A 21734-nucleotide genomic window follows, 5' to 3' on the forward strand; every position below is an offset into this window, starting at 1 on the left:
ATGAACATCAAGAGCCTTCTCATTGGCTCCGCTGCAGCTCTTGCAGCAGTATCTGGCGCAAAGGCCGCTGACGCGATCGTTGCTGCTGAGCCTGAGCCACTGGAATACGTTCGCGTTTGCGACGCTTTCGGCGCAGGCTTCTTCTACATTCCTGGTACGGAAACCTGCCTGAAGTTCGGCGGCTACGTTCGTTTCCAGACCAATTTCCAGCGCGGTGACGGCACGACTGCTGGCACCTCGAACGGCGGCACCTCTGACTGGGACGCATTCACGCGCGCTCAGTTCGAAGTTGATACTCGCACAGACACCGAGCTCGGCGCTCTGCGCGGCTTCATCGGCTTCCGCGGCAATGCTGACAACGGTTCTTCCGCTTCTTCGTCGGTATTCGTTGATCAGGCCTTCATCGAACTTGGTGGCCTGAAGGTCGGTAAGTTCTACAACTGGTGGGACGACGATCTCTCCGGCGAGACCGATCTGCTTTCTTCTAACACCCTGTTCAACTCCATTCGTTACTCCTACGACACCGGTGCATTCGCAGTTGGTCTCTCGGTTGACGAGCTGGAAGGCATCTCCTTCGGCAACGATGTCGCTCTTGGCAACGTTGACAACAACGTTGGCATCTCGGGCAGCATCGCCGGCAAGATCGGTGGCGCAACGGCTTCGCTCATTGGCGGCTACGATGTTGACCGTGAAGAAGGCGCTGTCCGTCTGATCGCAACCGCCGACATCGGTCCTGGTACCCTGGGTCTTGCTGGCGTGTATGCTTCTGGCGTGAACTCCTACTACGCTCTGTCCGAGTGGGCAGTTGCTGTTGAGTACGCGATCAAGGCAACCGATCGTCTGACGATCACCCCCGGCGCGCAGTGGCTCGGCAATGTCGCCGTCAAGAACCCAGCTGACGGCTACTCGATCGTCAATGCTGATTGGTCTAACAACGATGCTTGGACTGCTGGCTTGACCGTTGACTACAAGATCACCGAAGGTCTTTCGACAAAGGTTACCGCGAACTACTACGACGAAGACAATCGTCCTGACTTCTGGACCGGTTTTGTTCGCCTACAGCGTTCGTTCTAATCTGACCTGACTAGGTCAATTATGAAAACCCGGCTTTCGAGCCGGGTTTTTTGTTTTGATTGGAGCTGTGCCGCCTATGCAATTAAGGATGATCACATTTTGTTGTGCGCGGGCCACAGTTCCAAAGGAAGCAGATCGTAAGGTTTCCGAATTAACTCAATGCTTGTTGCATGGCCGTACGTCTTTGCATCTAATCAAGCTCAAGAAGCAACGCATGTTTGCAATTTGCCCGCTGCTTCTCCTGATTCGCTTGGAGATCGATATGCACATCAAGAGCTTTTTGTTTGGTGCCGCTGCTGCACTAGCAACCATGTCTAACGCGCATGCCGCCGACGCCATCGTCGCTGCTGAGCCTGAGCCTCTGGAATACGTACGGGTTTGCGACGCCTTCGGCGCTGGTTTCTTCTACATTCCAGGCACAGAGACCTGCCTGAAGTTCGGCGGTTACATCCGCTTCGAAACAGATTTTGGCCCTAACGAATCGGGACCGTCGGATTGGGATAGCTTCACACGCGCTCAGTTTGAAATGGACGTGCGGTCGGATACCGAACTGGGGGCGCTGCGAGGCTTCATCGGCTTCCGAGGCAATGCTGACAACGGTTCTGCTGCCTCTTCGTCAGCCTTTGTCGATCAGGCTTTCATCGAACTCGGCGGCCTGAAGGTCGGTAAGTTCTACAGCTGGTGGGATGACGATCTCTCCGGCGAGACGGATCTTCTCTCATCCAACACGCTGTTCAACTCCATCCGCTATTCCTACGATGCCGGCGCCTTCACGGCTGGTATCTCGGTTGATGAGCTGGAAGGTATCACTTTTGTTGGTGACACCAACAGCGACAATAACGTCGGTATCGCTGGAAGCCTTGCTGGGAAATTTGGTGGTGGCAGCCTGTCGCTCATCGGCGGCTACGATACCGATCGCGAGGACGGCGCTGTCCGCCTGATCGGTGCTTTCGATGTCGGCCCCGGCGCATTTAGCTTTGCTGGCGTCTACGCTTCCGGCGTCAATGCCTATTACGCGCTTTCGGAGTGGGCGGTTGTTGCAGAATACGCATATAAAGTCACCGACAAGCTGACCATCACACCTGGCGTTCAATGGCTTGGCAACGTAGCGACGAAGGATGCGGCATTCGACATCGTCAACACCGGCTGGTCCAACAATGATGCCTGGACCGCAGGTCTGACGGTTGATTACAAGGTCGTGGAAGGCTTCACCACCAAGGTAACGGCAAACTACTACGACGAAGAAAACCGTCCGGAATTCTGGACAGGCTTCGTTCGTCTTCAGCGCGACTTCTAATTTTAGGTACGACGCTATGACAAAGCCCGGCCTCGCGCCGGGCTTTTTGTTTTGGGAGGCTTGAATAGTTGGCCATTAATGGCCGGGCGGCGGATCAGCGTGTGTTTGCGGATATGAAAGCCGTCACGCTCCTCTTCGTCATATTGCGCTGAATGGCTCACAGGTTCATCGATTTGACGGGCGCCAGAATACGAAGCTCGTGTGCGCATCACGAATTACAATTGCAATGCGCTTCATTCCCTACGCAAGCGGCGGAATCATCGTCGGATGATGCGCGGATCAGGAATCCTCCACCCTCAACCTGCTCGGCCGTTGCGCAAATCGTTGACGATGTCCGCTTGCTGACCAAGCCGAGTTTTATAGACCTGATAGTTTTCCATCACCCGCTGAACGTAGTTGCGCGTCTCGGGGAACGGGATGCGTTCGATCCAATCCACAACCTCATCGATCGGTTTTCCGCGCGGATCCCCGTAGCGGGCGATCCATTCCGGCACGCGCTTCGGCCCGGCATTATAGGCGATGAAGGTGAGGATGTAGGAGCCGCCGAAGCTATCGATCTGCTCACCGAGATAGTGAGCGCCGAGCGTGGCGTTATATCCGGCGTCCGTGGTCAGTTTCGCTTGTGTGTAGGCCATGCCGTGGCGGCTCGCGACACCCTTGGCCGTTCCCGGCAGAAGTTGAAGAAGACCGCGCGCATTGGCAGGCGAAACGGCCGCCGGGTTGAAGGCGCTTTCCTGTCTGGCAATGGCGTAGGCAAGGGCCTTGCCCGATCCGGAAATATTGGCGCTCACCGGTATGACGCCGATGGGGTAGGCGAGGGCGGCGGCATCAATGCCGCGGCTGAAAGCCGTTTTGCCGATCTGTAAAGAGACCTGGTGATTGTTGTTACGCTCGGCGCGTGACGCAAGGATTGCCAATTCACCGGGGCTGTCGATCTGCTCCGCGAGCGCGCGGTAAATCCCGTCTGCGCGCCAGCTATAGCCCGCCGCCTCCAGCCGCTCGATGGCACGCACCGCTTCGCGGCCAGCAAAGCGATCGCGATCGGCAGCACTTGGCGAGGGGTAGGTGACGTTGAGGGTCGTCACGCCGATGCGTGCGGCGGCAAGCTGGCCGTAAAAAGTACCGGGATGAGATGCGGCCTTGGAGAAATAGTCGCGCGCCTGGCCTGGTCCGCCGGCCTCGGCAGCACGTCCAAGCCAATAATAGGCGCGGGAGGCGGAAAGAGGTCGATTGGACGCGGCAAGAAGGGCGTTGAAGTGCCGTGCGGCAAGTGCCGGGTCGTGCATCGCGCGTAGAGCGTACCACCCAGCATGGAACTCCGCATCTGCAACATCGACGGGCGAGGCTGCGGAATGATTGGCCACCACACGATAAGCGCCTTGGAAATCACCGAGATCTGCAAGTCCCCGGGCAATGATCCGGCGTTCGTTCCACCACTCTCCAGGATTGACAAGCTTGCCGCTCTCCTTCGGCGCGCGCGCCAGAAGCTTTGCAGCATCGTCGTATTTTTGCTGATGACGGAGGTTTTCGATCTGGGCGAAGAGATAGACAGGATCGTTGCGCCAGGAGGCTTCGACGGCATTCAACAAGGCCGGCGCATTGTTGGCGCGTTGAAGAACGGCAGCCCAGGCTTTGTACAGCGACTGCGCCTTGCCGAGATCGCCAAACCGCTTGGCCTGGCTCACACGGCTGCGATACATGAGGTAGTCCATCCGGGCCTTATGATCGGCGGGCGACAGGACGCCACCGAATTCGGCGATCACCCGATCTTCCAGATCGGTATCCATGCCTTCGCTCACCCACAGCTGGCGAATGAGTTGCTGGGCACGCTGGGCGTTGCCGGATGAGGTGAGCGCCTGAGCCAGCGCAATTGTGCCCTCCGGCGTTTCGGGTCTGGACGAAGCAAATGCGGTCAGCACCTGCGCAGCGGAGGGATTTTCCCGCAGCATCGCGCGTTCAGAATTGGCTCTTAGCGTAAAAAGGCCCGGCCAGCCTTCAAGCTCCCGTTGAGCGGCCGTAATTTCCGCCGAGGAAACGTCCCTCTGGCCGGATATGGCGATAGCCCAGGTCAGGATGTGGCGATCAAGACTGGTGGCCGGCAGGCTGTTGCGAATAGCAATTGCCCCACTGGCGTTTCTGTTGGACAGCGCGTCGAGGCCCGCTTTCAGTTGGGAAACGTCAACCGGGTTCGCGGGCCGGATGATCGAGCCTGTTACCTCAGGCGAAGCGGGCAGGAAGGCCGGAACGGCAGGGGCGTTGGGACGCGCGAAGGGCAGGGGGACGACACCTTCTGACGCCGGTCCCGCCCACGCGCCCCAAACGGTTGCGACCACGCCCGCTGCCATCAAACCAAAAACTGCTGTTTTCTTCATCCCTTACTCACCAGCGGACCATACCGAACACGATTGCAGCTCTATCTCAAAAGACACGAAGCTGTGCCTCAGAGCGCCGTGCGTCCTTTTGTATGCACTAAGGACGCTCCAACTCTTCGAAACGACGCATCGTGTTTTTTGCGAAAAGCGATTCCGATTTTCGGGCCGATGCTGTAGCGCCATCCGCGTTTCCTATCGCCCATGCGCGTGAAGCTCCGCAGAATGTCGCCCTTGTATCCATTAGCTGCTTGCAGCCTTAACGAAACCTTAAGCGAAGGCCTCGCATTCGATCAAATTTCGGTAACGCTGCGCTCACCAAACGCTCCAAACCAATCATCTGTGTGATGACGCTGGATGCCGGTCCAGGCCAAGAAACTATTTACGTTTCCTAGACGAAAGCCTCGGTTAAACGCTTGTGGGGCGACTGGCTCCCAACTAATGTGACAACCGTTTTAACCACGGAATGCGGCTGAAGCATGGACTGGCTTACCGCAAGGAGTTTTGCATGTTCAAGGGATCTATTCCCGCCCTGATTACGCCGTTCACCGCCGATGGCGCAGTGGACGAAACGGCTTTCGCCGCCCATGTGGAGTGGCAGATTGCCGAAGGCAGCAGCGGCCTTGTGCCCGTCGGCACCACGGGAGAGTCACCGACCCTGTCGCATGACGAGCATAAACGTGTGGTCGAGCTGTGCGTCGAGGTCGCGGCGAAGAGGGTTCCGGTGATTGCCGGTGCTGGCTCCAACAATACCAGTGAGGCCATCGAGCTTGCACTGCACGCGCAGGAAGTCGGCGCAGATGCGCTTCTGGTCGTCACGCCCTATTACAACAAGCCGACGCAGAAGGGGCTCTTCGCGCACTTCTCCGCTGTCGCGGAAGCGGTCGATCTCCCGATCATCATCTATAACATCCCGCCACGCTCGGTGATCGATATGACGCCGGAGACGATGGGTGCGCTCGTCAAAGCGCACAAAAATATCGTGGGCGTCAAGGATGCCACCGGCAAGCTTGATCGCGTTTCCGAGCAGCGCATCCATTGCGGCAAAGACTTTGTTCAATTGTCGGGAGAAGATGGCACGGCGCTGGGTTTCAACGCCCATGGCGGCGTCGGCTGTATCTCGGTCACTGCCAACGTTGCGCCCCGCCTCTGTGCCGAGTTCCAGGCAGCCATGGCTGCTGGCGACTACGCACTGGCGCTCGACTATCAGGACCGTCTCATGCCGCTCCATAGGGCCATCTTCATGGAGCCCGGCGTCTGTGGCACCAAATATGCGATCTCCCGGACGCGCAATGGAAGCCGCAAGGTCCGCTCGCCACTGATGGACACGTTGGAGCCATCGACAGAAGCGGCAATCGATGCAGCCCTCAAGCATGCAGGCTTGTTGAACTGAGCACGGCAAAGCGCCTGTGTGGATGTGATAAGACTGATGCGCGCAAGCCGCGCATCTTCACTTTCGGCCCTGGTTTGATTACATAAGCGCCGAAAGCCGCACATTACTCAATGTGCGGGCAGAGAAGTGGATCAGGATATGGCCCCCAAAGGCAGCCAGCGCATCGTAAACAAGGTCGTCGCGGAAAACCGCAAGGCGCGCTTCAATTACGAGATACTCGACACCTATGAGGCGGGGCTGGTGCTGACCGGCACCGAGGTTAAGTCGCTGCGCGAGGGCAAGGCCAACATTGCCGAATCCTATGCGTCCGACGAAGGCGATGAGATCTGGCTGATCAACTCGCACCTGCCTGAGTATCTCCAGGCGAACCGCTTCAATCACGAGCCCCGCCGCCGTCGTAAGCTGCTCCTCAACAAGCGGGAGATCAATCGTCTGCGTGCCGGGATCAACCGTGATGGCATGACCCTTGTACCTTTGAAGATCTACTTCAACGACAAGGGGCGCGCGAAGCTCGAACTGGCCTTGGCGAAGGGCAAAAAGCTCCATGACAAGCGCGAGACGGAGAGGGAGCGCGACTGGAACCGGCAAAAATCCAGGCTGCTGAAAACAGGCGGTTGAGGACAGCGTGCGGCTAACGTTGAGGCCGCGCCGATCGAGTCGCAGCCTCGCAGCTCGGCGTCTGTTTGTTAATAGATCATTATCTATGGCCGAAAGTTTAAAGTCGGCTGATCAAATTCATTGTTACCATTGGAAAAGGAAACGCTAGGAGAGAGTGCCTCAAGGCTTCTCGCATAGGATGATTCTTTTCCCGGTGTCTAAGTAATGTAAAGACGCGTATTATGAGCCATACGACCATTCGCCTTGTCTCTATGGATCGAAACTGCGCGAAGATAGTTCAATACAATCTAATTTATAATCATCTAAAAACGGAGGCTGTGGAGCGGTCTCGCCTCCGTCTCAATCCGGCTAGAAGGGCGTGCTCCAATGACTATCATTCGCTTCATTCTCTGCCTCCTGCTGTTCGGTGTCTCCTCTGCGGGCGTATATGCCAAAGACTTTCCGGCGCCCAAGGGAAAGCCGATCCTCACCATCTCAGGCAATATCGCCAACACCAACGTCAACGGCACGGCGCAGTTCGATCGGGACGCTCTGGAAGAGATGGGGCTGGTTATCGTGGAAACACAGACTCCATGGTACGAGACGCGTGTTCGTTTTGAAGGTGTTTCCATGGCGAAGCTCATGGAGTTCGTAGGCGCCAAGGGAGAAACCGTCAAGGCCGTGGCGCTGAACGACTATGTCAGCACGATTCCTGTTAAGGATTTCACCCAGTACAATGTCATTCTTGCCATGAAGCGAGACGGGGAATATATGCAGGTCAGGGATAAGGGACCGCTCTTCATCATATATCCCTATGATAGCATGCAAGAACTTCAGTCACAGATCTACTACACGCGCTCCGCTTGGCAAGTGGCCAAACTCATAGTTGAATAAAGGTGACATTTGCGAAAGGCGCTGGCAGTCGTTGTTTGCTGCTTCATACTCGCCACCGGCTACATCGCTTATGTGATAGCTGAGCGGCAGAACGCGCTCCAGAAATTTGCTCGCTACAACGACTCATGGGCTGTCAGCCAGACCGTGGGGGAATATGTCCGTTTTGAAAGCCTGCTTGCCGAATATGCTCTTGGCATAGAGGGATTTGACAAGGACGAGCTGCGACTTCGCCTTGATATCGTGCTTGGCAGAATGAACTCTCTAAGGGAAGGGAGCCTAGCCGCCTTCATCGATGCAAAGCCGGACATGCGGAAGGTCATTGGAGAAGTTGACCAGCTCCTTGAGGACGTCGATAAAAGGCTGGACGACTTGAGCCCCACGGAGGCAAGGGCGCTGCTTCCGGTGATCAGCGGCCACGTTCCACAGCTTACGTCGGTTGCTGCGGAATCCGTCGCCAATGACGTCGAGATCATCGACGCCGCCCACGCAGAGGTCCGCAAGCTCCACATTATTTATACCGGACTTGCCGGAGGTTTGATCCTTTGCGGCATGGCGCTGATCTTTCTTCTCTTGCGGCACAACCAGTTGCTCGATCGCGCCCAGACAAAGCTCACACTTTTGACGGAAGAATTACAGACTGCAACGTTAGAGTTGCAGTCTAACAACCTTCGCCTTGAGTATGATGCCTACCATGACGCACTGACAAATCTTCCCAACCGCGCACTTTTCCGGCGTGAACTCGTGCGCCGGCTCGACCCCCCATCCGGCATCGATAAGGTTGCGCTGCTTCTCCTCGATCTCGACGGGTTTAAGGAGATCAATGACACGCTCGGCCATGACGTCGGCGATAGCCTCCTCCAGGCCGTGGCTGCGCGCATACTACCGATCAGAAAAAACCACGAGCTGATCTGTCGGTTGGGGGGCGACGAGTTTGCCCTAGTGGCGGACAATCTTGACGAAGACCAAGCGCTCGATCTTGCTCGCTGCCTGGTCGAAAGGATCGCGAGCCCATACCATATCGGGGACATGGATATTAAGATCGGCACCTGTGTCGGCATTGCGATCTCCCACCGGCAATCCCATGCCGATGAGTTGCTGAAGCACGCGGATCTCGCGCTCTATGAGGCCAAACGCGAGGGGGCGGGCAGCCTCAGCGTTTACAGACCCTATATGCAGAGCCAGCTGGCAGAAAAGCGATCTTTCGAAGCTGACCTGCAGGCGGCTCTCCAGAACAACGAAATGGATGTGTTCTACCAGCCGCAAGTATCGACAGAGACGCGCGCTGTCTGCGGATTTGAAGCGCTCTTACGCTGGACGCACCCTGTGCGCGGACGCGTGCCACCGGCGGAATTCATTCCTGTTGCGGAAAGAACCGGCTTTATCAACGCGCTTGGAAAATGGGTCATGGAGACGGCCTGCAAAGAGGCGGCACTCTGGAAGCCGAATATCAAGATTGCCATCAACCTTTCGCCTGTCCAGCTTCACAGCAGCAATCTCATTCAAAACGTCGTCGAAGCCCTGGAAAAGAGCAATCTCGATCCCGCGCGTCTCGAGCTGGAAATCACCGAATCCGTGCTTCTCGGCAACAGCGACCAGACGCTTGCCATTCTCGACAACCTCAAGGCGGTCGGCATTAGCATGGCAATGGACGATTTTGGCACGGGTTACTCATCGCTTGGAAATCTGCGCCGCGTTCCATTTGACAAGCTTAAGATCGACCAGTCCTTTCTGTCTGATATCACCAGCAGTCAGGACGCGCTGGCCATCGTCGAATTCGTTGTGGGGCTCGGCCGTAAGTTGCGCATGACGATGATTGCCGAAGGTGTTGAGACGGAAGAACAGTTCGCCCACATGCGCCAACTCGGCTGCGACCAAATCCAAGGCTATCTGATCGGCAAGCCTGTTCCTGCAAGCGAACTCACGGCCTATGGCATCTATGCTTGAAAGTTCTCAAGCGGCCTGCCAATCCACTCCAACAAGCTGAGCTCTCCCTAAAGGACTATGAAAGGACGCAATATGGAAGCGTTTGAGATACACGGCGTCCTGTTACGTTTGTCGTCAGACGAAGTCTCGCCGGTAATCTGGCAGGCTCTCAAGGATGGCAGTTATGAAGCGAAGGAAGCCAGAAGCGTGGCGCGGGCTGTAAGACCCGGAGACCGTGTGCTGGAGCTTGGCTCAGGCATCGGTGTCATTACCTCTGTCATTGCCCGCATTCCGGACGTGTCGGTCTTTGCTTTCGAGGCAAACCCATCGACGGCACGTCTTGCCGAACGAATTCTGGAAGCCAATGGCGCAAGAAATGTGCGGTTCTCTCAGGGACTTTTGACCGCAGGGGATCCAGACACGCATATCTTCTACGTTCGGCGCGATCTGTGGATGTCATCCATGGACGAGAAGCAAGGCCCCTATGAAAGCCGCATCGAAATCGGCTCGGAGAATATCGACGCCTTCATCCAGCAGCATGACGTCAACGTACTGGTGATGGATATCGAAGGGGCGGAGCGCGATCTTTTGCGCGATGCCAAGCTTAAGGGCGTGGAGCGGATTTTCGTCGAGCTCCACGACCATCTCTATGGCCTTTCGGGTGTTCGCGATATCACCCAGGCGCTGGCGGAAAAAGGATTTGCCTATGATCCTCGGGGATCTCGCGGCCCCTGCGTCCTCTTCGCCAAGGACGATGGACCGCGCGAATATGATCCGGACGTGGACTGAAAAGCGGGCCTACAGCATCTGCCCGAAAATCGGAAGCGATTTTCAGAAAGCACGATGCCTCGATCAAAGAAGATCGAGCGCCGTGCGTCCAGTAGGACGCAGGGCGCTCTAAAGGCCTTCTGCGTTACGCGGCGCGATGCTGCTGATAGGTTATCGATTTTTCGACCTGGAAGCGCGAAATCAGCGCTGCCAGATTGCTGCTGATGTCGCTCAAGCCGTGCGTAGAGGCATTGGTCTCTTCCACCATCGCCGCGTTCTGTTGGGTCAGCTGGTCCATGCTGTTGATGGCCATGTTGATTTCCTGGATTCCGACGGCCTGTTCGCGCACCGCTTGGGTAATCGCGCCGATGTGTTCGTGAATATCGTCGACCTTGCCGCCAATGGAGTTCAGCGCCTCACCGGTGCGGTTGACGAGGGAAACGCCTTGAGCCACGTCCTGAGACGACTTGTCGATCAGTGTGCGAATCTCCCTGGCGGCGGAAGCCGAGCGCTGGGCCAATTCGCGAACTTCCTGTGCGACGACCGCAAAGCCCTTGCCCGCCTCACCAGCGCGTGCGGCCTCGACGCCGGCATTCAACGCCAGAAGGTTGGTCTGGAAAGAGATTTCATCGATCACGCTGATGATCTGCGTGATCTTCTGCGATGAGCCCTCGATTGCGCTCATCGCCTCGACAGCTTCGCTGACGATATGACGGGAGCGGGCGGCTTCGTCCGCCGAACTCTTGACGATCGCCTGCGCTTCTTCCGTCCTTGATGCCGATTGCTTGGAGATGGTGGTGATCTGGTCGATGGCAGCGGCTGTCTCTTCCAGCGAGGCAGCTTGCTGCTCGGTGCGGCGCGCCATATCGTCGGTTGCCGATGTCAATTCCCGCGTATTGTTGGCGATCTTGTGGGATTCGTCGACGATCTCGGCGAAAGCCCCAGAAAGACGGCTGATCGCAGCGTTGAAGTTTTCCTTGAGACCGGCGAATTCTGCGGGCAGGGCACCATCGATGCGCGAGGTAAGATCACCCTGCGCCATCCGGTCAAGTGCGCTGTTGAGCAGCGCCAGAACGTGGTCCTGCTCTGCCTTCATGCGCTTCTGCTCTGCTTCTATCTTCGCACGTTCGTCGGCGAGCACGTCGAGATAGACGGAGATCGAGTAATCCATGTCCAGCATCGCGGCCTTGACCGTTGCACTGATACCTTTGACAACCTTCTTGCCTTTTTTCTCGACCAGGAAGCCCTTCAGTTCGGATTCGACGATAGCCTTGATGATGCCTTCCAGCACAAGGGCGTAGCCGCCGATATACCAGCGCGGCTCAAGCCCCAATCGCGCGTGGGTGCGCCCGATGGCACTCACCGCCTTGGTATAATCAGCGTCGAAGACGCCAGATGATATGCGCGTCCAGTGGCTGACCTGCATGCTCTTGGCGTGCTGGATATGGGCTTCGCTGGAAAAGAACTTCGCTGTATCTGGAACGGCTCGCGCCTTCTTGTAGAAGGCATCGAGCGAGCTGCTGAGCGTACCGGTGATGGTTGTCTTCACAGAGGCGAGATCTTGCCTTTGCTCCGCGTTGAGACCGAGAAAATCGAGTCTCTCGGTCAATTGAGAATTGTTGTGCAGCCCCGTCATGTAAAACAGCCCCTACTGTTCGTGCGCGTTCCCCAACTGCACGTAAAAAATCAATAAGGACAGAAAAACACAACCATGGTTAATTATTTGCTAAAGTAATAAATCAACCTTTGGTAGGGGTAGTGTTAAGGCGCCAGGAGCGATCCTGAGCGCCTGGCACAAGCAAAACAACGCGTAAGTCTTCAGTCGACAGTTTCTGCGGTCTCGACCGGCGGGCGAGGCGCACGTTCGCTGGGATCACGCCCAATCTCTGCCTTGAGAGACAGGAGATCGATAAAATGGTCGGCTTGGCGGCGCAGATCGTCGGCAATCATAGGCGGCTGCGTCGACATGGTTGAAATGACGGAGACCTTGCGGCCCTTGCGCTGCAGAGCATCCACCAGTGTCGTGAAGTCGCCATCGCCTGAGAAGAGAACGAGATGGTCCACTGTCTCGGACTGTTCCATGGCATCGACGGCAAGCTCGATATCCATGTTGCCCTTGATCTTGCGGCGGCCCATCGCGTCGGTAAATTCCTTGGCAGGCTTGGTGACGACCTTGTAGCCATTATAGTCAAGCCAGTCGATCAACGGCCGAATGGAGGAATATTCCTGATCTTCGATGAGGGCAGTGTAATAATAGGCGCGCAACAGGTAGCCGCGCTTCTGAAAGGCCTTCAGCAGTTTGCGGTAATCAATGTCGAAACCAAGGCTTTTCGATGCAGCGTAGAGGTTCGCCCCATCAATAAAGAGCGCAATTTTCTCACGTGGGTCGAACATAAAGTGGGCTTCCTCCAAAGCGGCTCCCAGCCGCGAATATAATAAGAGTATCGGATATCAGCTAATATCTCGGTCTGCGATACATTATTAAGCATTCATATAAGCTCGTTCGGCCCGCAGTCCAGACCTGCCGCTACAATTTGCACTAACTAATAAAAGGGCGGGTGGTTGCGTCTCTTGTGAGACAAACCACGTGAAATGAGGAAAAACTTGAAATTCTCGGACAATGTCTGTATCGGGACCATTAATCAGCGACATCACGACCCGCAAAGGACAGGCAATGGCCCGTGTCACAGTAGAAGATTGCATTGACAAAGTAGACAACCGTTTCGAGCTCGTTCTCCTGGCAAGCCACCGCGCGCGCCAGATTTCGCAAGGCTCTCAGATCACGGTTGATCGCGACAACGACAAGAACCCGGTCGTTGCTCTGCGCGAGATTGCCGATGAAACGCTTTCGCCCGACGACCTGAAGGAAGATCTGATTCACTCGCTGCAGAAGCATGTGGAAGTGGATGAGCCGGAACCCGATCCGGTTACGATTGCCGCCAACGCGACAACCGAGAACGAAGACGACGACGCACCGGAAACCATCACTTTCGACCAGATGTCGGAAGAGGAGCTTCTGGCCGGTATCGAAGGTCTCGTTCCGCCGGAAAAGAACGACGACTACTAAGCTTAGCGTGAGACCGGCGTTTTTCCGGTTGCGCTTAGGAGTTGATTGTCGTCATAATCTGATCCTGGATTATGTATCATCGTGCGCCAGTCCGACGGGGTCGTCCCCGTCAGTTGGCGCGCTTTCTTTTTCGGGGCATCCCATTCATGATGCGACAATACGAACTCGTGGAGCGGGTTCAGACATACAAGCCTGATGTGAATGAGGCCTTGTTGAACAAGGCCTATGTTTACGCGATGCAGAAGCATGGCCAGCAAAAGCGGGCCAATGGCGACCCCTATATCTCCCATCCTCTGGAGGTCGCGGCCATTCTCACCGAAATGCATCTGGATGAGTCGACCATAGCCGTCGCTCTCCTGCATGACACGATCGAAGACACCAGCGCGACGCGTGCCGAAATCGACGAGATGTTCGGTGAAGATATCGGCCGGCTGGTCGAGGGCCTGACGAAGCTCAAGAAGCTCGATCTGGTCAGCAAGAAGGCCAAGCAGGCGGAGAATCTGCGCAAGCTGCTGCTTGCCATCTCAGACGACGTTCGTGTGCTTTTGGTCAAGCTTGCCGACCGCCTGCACAATATGCGCACCATGGAGCATATGCCGGCGGATAAGCGCAGCCGCATCTCCGAAGAGACGATGGAAATCTATGCACCGCTTGCCGGTCGCATGGGTATGCAGGATATGCGCGACGAGCTTGAGAATCTCTCGTTTCGCTATCTCAACCCCGATGCCTTCGAGACCGTCACCAAGCGACTGCAGGAGTTGGAAGAGCGCAATGAGGGCCTGATCAAGAAGATCGAGGACGAGCTGCGCGAATTGCTGCTGGCCAATGGCGTCGAAGGTGCCATGGTCAAGGGGCGGCAGAAGAAGCCCTATTCGGTTTTCCGTAAGATGCAGTCCAAGTCGCTGTCCTTCGAGCAATTGTCGGATGTCTATGGCTTCCGCCTTCTTGTACAGGATATTCCCTCTTGCTACCGCGCGCTCGGTATCGTGCATACGCGTTGGCGTGTAGTACCCGGTCGCTTCAAGGACTATATCTCGACGCCGAAGCAGAACGATTATCGTTCGATCCACACGACCATCGTTGGCCCGTCTCGCCAGCGTATCGAGCTGCAGATCCGCACCCGCCGCATGCACGAGATTGCCGAATACGGTATTGCGGCGCATTCGCTCTACAAGGATGGCGAAACGGGCGACACGGAACAGCTTTCGACCGAGACCAACGCCTATTCCTGGCTGCGCCATACGATCGAATCGCTTGCCGAAGGCGACAACCCCGAAGAATTTCTCGAGCACACCAAGCTCGAGCTGTTTCAGGATCAGGTCTTCTGTTTCACGCCCAAGGGCAAGCTCATTGCCCTGCCGCGTGGTGCGACTCCCATCGACTTCGCCTATGCCGTACACACCAATATCGGCGATACCACCGTCGGTGCGAAGATCAACGGCCGCATCATGCCGCTCGTCACACGCCTCAACAATGGTGATGAAGTAGAAATCATTCGCTCCGGCGTCCAGGTCCCGCCTGCCGCCTGGGAAGAGGTCGTTGTCACCGGCAAGGCGCGCTCGGCGATCCGCCGTGCAACCCGCATGGCGATCCGCAAGCAATATGCGGGTCTGGGCTATCGTATTCTGGAGCGCACCTTCGAACGGGCCGGCAAGACCTTCTCTCGAGAGGCGCTGAAGCCCGTGTTGCACCGTCTGGCTCAGAAGGATGCGGAGGATGCGATTGCGGCGGTCGGTCGCGGCGAGGTGTCGTCTCTCGATGTACTACGTGCAGTCTTCCCGGATTATCAGGACGAGCGCGTGACCGTGAAGATGACGGGCGACGATGGCTGGTTCAATATGCGCAGCGCTTCTGGCATGATCTTCAAGATCCCCGGAAAATCACGTTCCGCACTCGAAGATGATGGCGCCACCGAAGTGCTGGATGGCCCCGATCCGATGCCGATCCGCGGTCTGTCCGATAATGTCGAGGTCCATTTCGGCGCGACAGGCGCAGTTCCGGGTGACCGGATCGTTGGCATCATGGAGAAAGGGAAGGGAATCACCATCTATCCGATCCAGTCTCCTGCGCTTCAACGATTTGATGATGAACCGGAACGCTGGATCGATGTGCGCTGGGATCTCGATGAGGCGAACAAGTCCCGCTTCATGGCGAGGCTGTTGATCAACGCGTTGAATGAGCCGGGCACGCTGGCCTCCGTGGCTCAATCCATCGCGACGCTGGATGTGAACATCCGAGCGCTCAACATGGTGCGGATCGGCACCGACTTTTCCGAACTTTCGCTCGACGTGGAAGTCTGGGATCTGCGCCAGCTGAACCAGCTTCTGTCTCAATTGAAGGACCTCGACTGCGTTTCAACGGTGAAACGTGCCTTCGATTGATGCATTCATTGCTTAAATAAATGCCTTCAAGGCCGTTGCTATGCGCTCAATGCATGGCAGCGACCTTGTCTTATCCGTAGTCATTGCGCGGCCATGCAGCTATCTTCAGTCCAGAAATAAAGAGCAACAGAGGTTTCCTCCGGCAATCCTGTCGTTGAAGACAAAGCCTCAAGTCTGGAAAGGAAATGCAAATGTTTGCACCGCTTCGTAAGATCGCCCGCGCTGTTCGTGGCAAGTCGGTTCAGGAACGCGAATTCGATTACCTCAGCGGCTCGGTCTCCACTGTGGATCTAGAACTGCGCCAGCGTGAAGTCGATCGCGGCATGTTTCGTAGATAAGACAAAAATGCATGGCGGCCATGCCGCCACGCTCATGCGGAGCCAAATGGGGCTCCGTTAACGCACGCCGCGGAACATCGTTCAAAGTTTCTGGATAAGGCGTGCGAGAGAATTGATAGTTGAAGCGCAGGAATCGGTCCAGCGGATCGTGATGCGCTTCCGGTACGGCGCCTTTTTCGCCACTTGGCGGAATGCAGGCGATGACATAAAGTCCGCACATGCCATTTCGCCGCCGCCGTCCTGCAAAACTCTCTGAAAGACTCCTCGCTGCGCTGTGGCCGCGTATGGGGCTGCGCCGTTCTCTCCGCTATATGAAGTTGAAGCTGGTCCGCCTTTCGGCGTCGCCCTATGCGGTGGCCGCGGGGGCGGCAACAGGCGTGGCTGTTGCCTGGACACCCTTTCTTGGAATCCATATTCTGATTGCCATGATGATCGGTTTTGTTCTGCGTGCAAATCTCGTTGCCGCAGCGCTCGGAACCACTTTTGCCAACCCACTGACGTTTCCGTTGATATGGGCGTCCACCTGGGAGCTCGGTCATTTCATTCTTGGCCGCAATGGCGGCGAGGTGGCGGCGCGCGTGGATTTCGTGGAAATATTCGCGCATATGAACTTCCTGCAGCTGTGGAAGCCGGTTTTGGAGCCGATGACGATCGGTTCGCTGATTCCCGCTGCTATTTCCGCCGTCGTTACCTACGCTGTGGTCTATGCAGTCATCAGTGGTTTCCGTCAGCGCAAGCATCAAAAGATTGCCGCGCGTGCCGCAAACCGTAACGCCATCATGGACGTGGTTGAATGATTATCGGGCTGGGCAGCGATCTCATCGATATCCGCAGGGTGGAGGCCTCCATCGAACGCTTTGGCGACAGATTCACCCACCGCTGTTTCACCGATATCGAGCGAGAAAAATCCGACCGGCGCAAGAACCGCGCCGCGTCCTATGCTAAGCGGTTCGCCGCCAAGGAAGCCTGCTCGAAGGCGCTGGGGACCGGTTTGGCACAGGGCGTGTTCTGGAAGGACATGGGCGTCATTAACCTGCCAAGTGGCAAGCCGACAATGCGTCTGACCAACGGCGCAGGTGAGCGGCTCCAGTCCATGCTGCCGGCTGGGCATGGGGCGGTGATCCACCTGACGATTACCGATGACTTTCCCTATGCGCAGGCCTTCGTCATAATCGAGGCGCTTCCCCTTTCCAGATGACGTCAGAGCAGCAACGGGCTGACCGGTACGCATGTCGATAGAAAAGCTTCCCTTTGGTCTTGAAAGGCACTAAAGCATCTCAGAAGACCGTTGAGCGGTTTTATGACAACGACGAAGAACGAGCAGACAGGTCTCTAAGTGTCCGAAAAAGCAGAAAAGAAGCAGAACGCCCTCTGGGAAAACGTCAAGGTCATCGTTCAGGCTCTTCTGCTGGCGATGGTTATTCGCACCGTGTTGTTTCAGCCTTTCACCATTCCGTCTGGCTCAATGATGCCGACGCTCTTGGTCGGGGACTATTTGTTCGTCAACAAGTTTTCCTACGGCTATTCCAAGTACTCGCTGCCTTTCTCGCCCGACCTGTTTTCCGGTCGTATTCTGGAGTTCAGCCAGCCGAAACGCGGCGACGTGGTGGTCTTCCGCCTGCCGCCGAACCCGGAGGTGGATTACATCAAGCGGCTCGTCGGTCTGCCCGGTGACCGCATTCAGGTGACGAACGGCGTGCTCTATATCAATGGCAATCCCGTTCCGAAGGAGCCGGACGGCTTCTTCACGTCGGATTACCGAGCTGATCCGGGCACCGATGTGCCAGTCTTCCGCGAAACACTCCCGGATGGCGTCAGCTATGACACGCTTGATCAGTCGCCGGATAGCCGTGGCGATAATACCCGCGAGTTCATCGTCCCTGAAGGTCACTACTTCATGATGGGCGATAACCGTGACAACTCGCTCGACAGCCGTTTCGACGTCGGTTACGTGCCCGCTGAAAACCTCATCGGTCGTGCCAACCTCATCTTCTTCTCGCTCGGCAACGACACGCCGTTCAGCCATATCTGGGAATGGCCCGCAAATATGCGCTGGGATCGCATCTTCAAGGTTGTTAAATGAGTAAGGCCAAGCCGCTCCAGACGGACGAGATCGCCCGTCTGGAAGCGTTGATCGGATATGAATTCAAGGAAAAGGCCCGGCTTGACCGGGCCTTGACACATGCAAGTGCCCGCTCCGCAAAAGCCGGTAACTATGAGCGTCTTGAGTTTCTGGGCGACCGGGTTCTCGGGCTCTGTGTCGCTGAGTTGCTGTTCTCCACCTTCCGCAACGCGACGGAAGGCGAGCTTTCCGTTCGCTTGAACCAGCTTGTCAGCGCCGATTCCTGTGCAGCAATTGCCGATGAAATGGGACTGCATCTCTTCATCCGCACGGGCTCCGACGTCAAGAAATTGACCGGCAAAGCCATGCTGAACGTGCGTGCCGATGTTGTAGAAAGTCTCATTGCTACCATCTATCTGGATGGCGGCCTGGAGGCTGCGCGCAGCTTCATTCTGAAGTACTGGCAAGGCCGCGCCAACGGTGCGGATGCCGGTCGTCGCGATGCAAAGACCGAACTACAGGAATGGGCGCACGCGAAGTTCGCTGCGACCCCCAACTACCGGGTTGACGATCGCTCCGGACCGGATCACGATCCGCGCTTTACAGTGACCGTGGAAATTCCAGGCGTTGCGCCGGAAACAGGCGTCGATCGCTCGAAACGTGCGGCAGAACAGGTCGCTGCGACAAAACTATTGGAACGCGAAGGCGTCTGGCAGAAACCATCTGCCGCAAACTGATTGGACACCCATGACTGAGAATGATTTCGCCGCAGCGCCCGGTGAGGGCAATGATGATGATGCCAAGGCAGTTGCCCCGACGCGCTCGGGTTTCGTTGCGCTGATCGGGCCGACCAATGCCGGTAAGTCGACGCTGGTCAATCGGCTGGTGGGCGCCAAGGTCTCGATCGTCAGCCACAAGGTGCAGACGACGCGTGCGGTAATGCGCGGGATCGCCATTCATGACAATGCGCAGATCGTCTTCATGGATACTCCAGGCATCTTTAAGCCACGCCGCAGGCTGGACCGCGCGATGGTCACCTCCGCTTGGGGTGGCGCCAAGGACGCAGACATTATTTTGCTGCTGATCGACAGCGAGCGCGGTCTAAAGGGTGACGCAGAAACCATTCTGCAAGGCCTGAAGGACGTTCGCCAGAAGAAGATCCTGTGCCTCAACAAGATCGACCAGGTGAAGCGCGAAGACCTGCTGAAGCTTGCGGCTGCAGCAAACGACATCGTTGCCTTCGATCGCACCTTCATGATTTCCGCCACCAACGGCTCCGGCTGCGATGACCTGATGAACTACCTGTCGAGCGAACTGCCGCAGGGCCCATGGTACTACCCGGAAGATCAGATTTCCGATCTGCCGATGCGCCAGCTCGCGGCGGAAATCACGCGTGAAAAGCTCTTCCTGCGTCTGCATCAGGAACTGCCCTACGCCTCCCATGTGGAGACGGAAAAATGGGAAGAGCGCAAGGATGGCTCTGTGCGTATCGAGCAGGTCATCTATGTCGAGCGCGACAGCCAGAAGAAGATTGCGCTTGGCAAGGGAGGGGAGGCGATCAAGGCCATCTCATCCGCATCGCGCAAGGAGCTTTCGGAAATTCTAGAACAGCCGGTTCACCTTTTCCTCTTCGTCAAGGTAAGAGAGAACTGGGGCGACGATCCGGAGCGCTTCCGCGAGATGGGCTTGGAATTCCCGCGCAATTGAGCGTAACGAAAGCGAAGCGGATAACCGCTTCGCGAATGAGACATGCATAAAAACAAGCAGTAAGGTGGGCAGGCGATGGATCAAGTCGCGAAAGCTCACCATCGTGTCATGCCTTTGTGAGACTGGTCGCAAGAATGCGGAAAGAGGTCTTGTGATAGGACTGATACGTCTGATACCTCGACCCCATTTCTTGCCTCTAACGGATTGTCATGTCTCCAAAAAAGCCGAGCGGCGTTTCCACTACGCCATGTGAAGAGTGCCCGCTTCGCGACATGCCGCATTTCCGTGATTTCACTCCGCCGGAGCTTGATTTCGTTTCGCACTTCAAGACGGGTGAACTGAGCGTCGAAAGCGGCGCACTGATCCTGATGGAGGGGTCGCACAGCGCCCATCTCTTCACGGTGTTGGAAGGCTGGGGCTTTCGCTACAAGACACTGGAGGACGGGCGGCGGCAGATCTTGAACTATCTGATGCCGGGAGACCTCGTCGGTCTGCAGGGCACTGTAATGGGAGAGATGCAGCACTCAGTAGAGGCCTTGTCGCCTGTAACGCTTTGCGTCTTCGAGCGCGGGCGCCTCCACAGCCTTTTCACCGATCACCCCTCGCTTGCCTTCGACCTCACCTGGATCGCTGCAAGCGAAGAGCGCATGCTCGATAGTCATCTGTTGAGTGTCGGCCGGCGAACGGCCATCGAACGCGCGGCCTATCTTCTGGCATTCCTGCATCAAAGGGCGACACGCGTCGGACTGCTGCAAAAGGGCGTGCCCATTCCCGTCACACAACAACATGTGGCAGATACGCTCGGGCTTTCCATCGTGCACACGAACAAGACGCTGAAAAAACTTGCGGAACGAAACTTCATCCGCTGGATCGACAAGGGCTGTCTCGTGCTGGATCAGGAGGGCCTTGCGAACCTTGCGAGATGGGATCTCGATTCGCGCAGCAAGCGCCCCTTCATCTAAAGCATGGTCCGAGCAAAACTGTGCCGCGGTTCTGCGATAGCAACATGCGATCAAACAAAGACTCAAAGCGTGGGGAGCGAATCTGAAACATCGCGACGCGCTTTTGGGTGAAGAGACACACATCACACAAGGGTGTGCACGACGCTACGAGCGTGCTCTCACCGAGTTTTGAATCATGATTTCTGGGGCTTCACCCGGTATCCTGATATGTCTTTTTTAAATGACGCAGCGAAGCTGATCTGCGATGTCAGGAACACGTAAAGCTAATTTAATGAAATCGGCCTTCGATTTGAGGCCCGGCCCGGAGAATATAATAAACATGGTGCCTCAACGGGTTCTCATCATCGAGGACGAGTATCTGGTTGCGATGGACGCCGAAGCCTGCCTCCAGTCTATGGGGGTCGAAACTGTCGACATCGTGACCACTCTTGCCCAAGCCCAGGAAGCGCTGGAGCGTGCGCGTCCGGACTGCGTCCTGTTGGATGTGAATCTCTCGGACGGGATGAGCTATGAATTGGCGAGACGATTGAAAGATCACGCCATTCCGTTCGGTTTTGTCAGCGGATATGGGGATACCAGCGGGTTCCCCGAGGATTTCGTCGATACGCCGCTTCTCGACAAGCCTTTCGCTGAGCCTGAACTCAAGTCATTCGTCGCACGCCTGATGGCGTAAACATTGGACCTGAACCACTTGCGCAGACTATGGTGCTTTGATGCATGGTCGAAGCAAAAGTGTGCATCGGTTTTGCGACAACGACATGCGATAAAACAAAGACCTGGAGCGCCGTGCGTCCGTTGAACGCCCAAATGACGCTCTATCTTCTTTGATCTACGCATCGTGCTTTCCGAAAAACGATTCCGATTTTCGGGCCGATGCTGTAAAGCGTAAGGAGCGAATCTGA

Annotated in this window: 20 protein-coding genes; 17 read left to right on the forward strand and 3 right to left on the reverse strand. The window is 56.5% G+C overall.

Annotated elements, in window-relative coordinates; translation table 11 throughout:
- Both ACTJKV_RS08435 and ACTJKV_RS08440 read left to right on the forward strand, forming a co-directional pair.
- Positions 1–1074, forward strand: a 1074-nt coding sequence (locus tag ACTJKV_RS08435; RefSeq protein WP_440598607.1) for a porin, incomplete at its 5' end; no start/stop codon positions are given.
- Positions 1075–1336: 262 nt separating this feature from the next.
- Positions 1337–2371, forward strand: a complete 1035-nt coding sequence (locus ACTJKV_RS08440; RefSeq protein ID WP_274103797.1) for a porin — start codon at positions 1337–1339, stop codon at positions 2369–2371.
- A gap of 296 nt (positions 2372–2667) precedes the next feature.
- Here the strand turns inward: ACTJKV_RS08440 and ACTJKV_RS08445 are convergent, their stop codons facing one another.
- Positions 2668–4743, reverse strand: coding sequence for a lytic transglycosylase domain-containing protein (locus ACTJKV_RS08445; RefSeq protein WP_274103796.1), 2076 nt, complete (start codon positions 4741–4743; stop codon positions 2668–2670).
- 505 nt (positions 4744–5248) lie between these two features.
- On the opposite strand from ACTJKV_RS08445, the gene dapA reads away from it, so the two are divergent.
- The 5 genes from dapA (at position 5249) to ACTJKV_RS08470 (ending at position 10336) form a co-directional block, all read left to right on the forward strand.
- Positions 5249–6133 carry a 4-hydroxy-tetrahydrodipicolinate synthase gene (gene dapA, locus ACTJKV_RS08450; RefSeq protein WP_062438982.1) on the forward strand — a complete coding sequence of 295 codons (885 nt, stop codon included), beginning with the start codon at positions 5249–5251 and terminating at the stop codon, positions 6131–6133.
- Between the two features lie 138 nt (positions 6134–6271).
- A complete protein-coding gene (smpB, locus tag ACTJKV_RS08455; RefSeq protein WP_062425680.1) occupies positions 6272–6751 on the forward strand; it encodes an SsrA-binding protein SmpB in 480 nt (159 codons plus the stop codon).
- A gap of 366 nt (positions 6752–7117) precedes the next feature.
- The gene (locus ACTJKV_RS08460; RefSeq protein ID WP_274103795.1) at positions 7118–7624 is read left to right on the forward strand and encodes an oxidoreductase; all 507 of its coding nucleotides are present in this window, start codon (positions 7118–7120) and stop codon (positions 7622–7624) included.
- A 9-nt stretch (positions 7625–7633) separates the two neighbouring features.
- Positions 7634–9568, forward strand: coding sequence for a putative bifunctional diguanylate cyclase/phosphodiesterase (locus tag ACTJKV_RS08465; RefSeq protein WP_440598608.1), 1935 nt, complete (start codon positions 7634–7636; stop codon positions 9566–9568).
- A 72-nt stretch (positions 9569–9640) separates the two neighbouring features.
- A complete protein-coding gene (locus tag ACTJKV_RS08470) occupies positions 9641–10336 on the forward strand; it encodes an FkbM family methyltransferase (protein WP_112952318.1) in 696 nt (231 codons plus the stop codon).
- Positions 10337–10460: 124 nt separating this feature from the next.
- Here ACTJKV_RS08470 and ACTJKV_RS08475 read toward each other — a convergent pair whose 3' ends face one another.
- Together ACTJKV_RS08475 and ACTJKV_RS08480 are read right to left on the reverse strand one after the other, a co-directional pair.
- Complete coding sequence (locus tag ACTJKV_RS08475; protein ID WP_274103794.1) at positions 10461–11951, reverse strand: globin-coupled sensor protein; 1491 nt, start codon at positions 11949–11951, stop codon at positions 10461–10463.
- A 182-nt stretch (positions 11952–12133) separates the two neighbouring features.
- The gene (locus tag ACTJKV_RS08480; RefSeq protein ID WP_144620989.1) at positions 12134–12709 is read right to left on the reverse strand and encodes a LabA-like NYN domain-containing protein; all 576 of its coding nucleotides are present in this window, start codon (positions 12707–12709) and stop codon (positions 12134–12136) included.
- Positions 12710–12989: 280 nt separating this feature from the next.
- Here ACTJKV_RS08480 and rpoZ point away from each other — a divergent pair, with 280 nt between their 5' ends.
- The 10 genes from rpoZ (at position 12990) to ACTJKV_RS08530 (ending at position 21505) form a co-directional block, all read left to right on the forward strand.
- Positions 12990–13382 carry a DNA-directed RNA polymerase subunit omega gene (gene rpoZ, locus ACTJKV_RS08485; protein WP_062425674.1) on the forward strand — a complete coding sequence of 131 codons (393 nt, stop codon included), beginning with the start codon at positions 12990–12992 and terminating at the stop codon, positions 13380–13382.
- 146 nt (positions 13383–13528) lie between these two features.
- The gene (locus tag ACTJKV_RS08490; protein ID WP_062426150.1) at positions 13529–15763 is read left to right on the forward strand and encodes a RelA/SpoT family protein; all 2235 of its coding nucleotides are present in this window, start codon (positions 13529–13531) and stop codon (positions 15761–15763) included.
- A gap of 191 nt (positions 15764–15954) precedes the next feature.
- The gene (locus ACTJKV_RS08495) at positions 15955–16101 is read left to right on the forward strand and encodes a DUF3563 domain-containing protein (protein WP_082447229.1); all 147 of its coding nucleotides are present in this window, start codon (positions 15955–15957) and stop codon (positions 16099–16101) included.
- 218 nt (positions 16102–16319) lie between these two features.
- A complete protein-coding gene (locus ACTJKV_RS08500; RefSeq protein WP_062425673.1) occupies positions 16320–16898 on the forward strand; it encodes a DUF2062 domain-containing protein in 579 nt (192 codons plus the stop codon).
- A complete protein-coding gene (acpS, locus tag ACTJKV_RS08505; RefSeq protein WP_274103792.1) occupies positions 16895–17299 on the forward strand; it encodes a holo-ACP synthase in 405 nt (134 codons plus the stop codon). Before ACTJKV_RS08500 ends, acpS begins: the two co-directional genes overlap by 4 nt.
- A gap of 138 nt (positions 17300–17437) precedes the next feature.
- The gene (lepB, locus tag ACTJKV_RS08510; protein ID WP_274103791.1) at positions 17438–18184 is read left to right on the forward strand and encodes a signal peptidase I; all 747 of its coding nucleotides are present in this window, start codon (positions 17438–17440) and stop codon (positions 18182–18184) included.
- Complete coding sequence (rnc, locus tag ACTJKV_RS08515; protein ID WP_062425670.1) at positions 18181–18900, forward strand: ribonuclease III; 720 nt, start codon at positions 18181–18183, stop codon at positions 18898–18900. The genes lepB and rnc overlap by 4 nt, the downstream gene beginning before the upstream one ends.
- A gap of 10 nt (positions 18901–18910) precedes the next feature.
- Positions 18911–19870, forward strand: a complete 960-nt coding sequence (era, locus tag ACTJKV_RS08520) for a GTPase Era (RefSeq protein ID WP_062425669.1) — start codon at positions 18911–18913, stop codon at positions 19868–19870.
- Positions 19871–20079: 209 nt separating this feature from the next.
- A complete protein-coding gene (locus tag ACTJKV_RS08525) occupies positions 20080–20832 on the forward strand; it encodes a Crp/Fnr family transcriptional regulator (RefSeq protein ID WP_062425668.1) in 753 nt (250 codons plus the stop codon).
- 319 nt (positions 20833–21151) lie between these two features.
- The gene (locus ACTJKV_RS08530; protein ID WP_062426149.1) at positions 21152–21505 is read left to right on the forward strand and encodes a response regulator; all 354 of its coding nucleotides are present in this window, start codon (positions 21152–21154) and stop codon (positions 21503–21505) included.
- Positions 21506–21734 lie beyond the last annotated feature (229 nt).

This window comes from Agrobacterium sp. 22117 (assembly GCF_052045735.1).
In the GTDB taxonomy this organism is placed as follows: domain Bacteria; phylum Pseudomonadota; class Alphaproteobacteria; order Rhizobiales; family Rhizobiaceae; genus Agrobacterium; species Agrobacterium cavarae.